At 65.9% G+C, this 1,379-nt stretch carries 1 protein-coding gene; it reads left to right on the top strand.

Going from position 1 to position 1,379, the window contains the following annotated elements; all coding sequences use genetic code 11:
• Nucleotides 1-93 precede the first annotated feature (93 nt).
• A complete protein-coding gene (locus GON01_RS16405; protein ID WP_157028477.1) occupies nt 94-1,122 on the top strand; it encodes an IS110 family RNA-guided transposase in 1,029 nt (342 codons plus the stop codon).
• The last annotated feature ends 257 nt before the right edge of the window (nt 1,123-1,379 follow it).

Below are 1,379 nucleotides of genomic sequence, written 5' to 3'. Positions count from 1 at the left end.
AAGCAGATGGGGTGGATGGCTCCCGCTCCCGGCATCTGAGTGCCAAAGTGTGGTTGCTGTCGAAGCGTCCACGCACGAGAGGAGCCATCCGCGATGGAGATTAGCACGATCGGCCTCGATCTGGCCAAGAGCATCTTTCAGGTTCACGCGATCAATGCCGCTGGCGAAGTGACGGTCCGCAAGGCGCTGCGGCGATCGCAGGTGCTGCCGTTCTTCACGAAGCTGCCGCCGTGTCTCGTCGGGATCGAGGCATGCGGCACCTCACATCACTGGGCGCGAGAGCTCACCCGGCTTGGCCACGAGGTGCGCCTGATGCCGCCGGCCTATGTGAAGCCGTACCTGAAGCGCGGTAAGACCGACGCCAACGATGCCGAAGCAATCTGCGAGGCGGTAGCCCGACCGACGATGCGGTTCGTGCCGGTGAAGTCGCTGGAGCAGCAGGCGGCGCTGGCGTTGCACCGGACGCGCGACCTGCTGGTCAAGCAGCGCACCCAGCTCGTCAACATGATCAGGGGCCTGCTCGCTGAGTTCGGGATCGAGATGGCGCGAGGGCTGCACCATGCGCTCGAGCTGGCGCGGCGGGTGGCCGACGGCCGCGCGCCGGATGTGCCGGAGTTGGCCCAGCGCGTCGTCACCGGCCTCGCACATCAGATCGGCTCCCTCCAGGCGCAGCTGGCAATCCTCGAGAAGGAGTTGCTCGCCTGGCATCGATCGAACGAACTGTCGCAGCGGCTGGCGACGATCCCCGGCGTGGGCATTGTCTCGGCGACCGCGCTCGCTGCCTCGGTGACGGAGCCCGAGCGCTTCAGGTCGGGCCGACAGTTTGCGGCCTCTCTCGGATTGACTCCACTGCAGCACTCGAGCGGCGGCAAGGAGCGGATGGGGCGGATCTCGCGCATGGGCGACCGCTACCTGCGCCGGCTGCTGGTTATCGGTATGACATCCCTCATCAGGCGCGCCAGGACGGCACCTGCATCCGTTGATCCACGCATCCCCGCCATGCTCCAGCGCCGCCCAGCACGGATCGTTACTGTGGCGGCCGCAAACCGCACCGCCCGTGTGGCATGGGCGATCATGACGCGCGGCGGCACTTATCGGAAGCCGACGATGGCCGCCGTATAAGCCGCTCGGGAGGAGACCAGCTCAACGAGGTTGCGAGGACGAAGAGATGTGATGGCGCACCGGTCAGACCGGGAGCCAGGACACCCCGCCGAATGTCCGAGGCATCATAGCCTGTTAAGCAGAGTGGGACCTAGCTCGCGGATACCATCAGGGCCAGCGGTCGAGGAAAAGGCCGCATCAACAGGCCGGACACAAGACTGCACCCGACTAGCCGCCGACATCAAATCGCCACTTGCAACGCGGGAGCCATCCACACA

This window comes from Sphingomonas horti (genome assembly GCF_009753715.1).
GTDB lineage: Bacteria > Pseudomonadota > Alphaproteobacteria > Sphingomonadales > Sphingomonadaceae > Sphingomonas_B > Sphingomonas_B horti.
This window is presented reverse-complemented; position numbering and strand designations above follow the sequence as displayed.

Excerpts from the sequence above, each read along its gene's own strand:
- GON01_RS16405 (WP_157028477.1), top strand. The coding sequence starts at position 94 with ATGGAGATTAGCACGATCGGCCTCGATCTGGCCAAGAGCATCTTTCAG.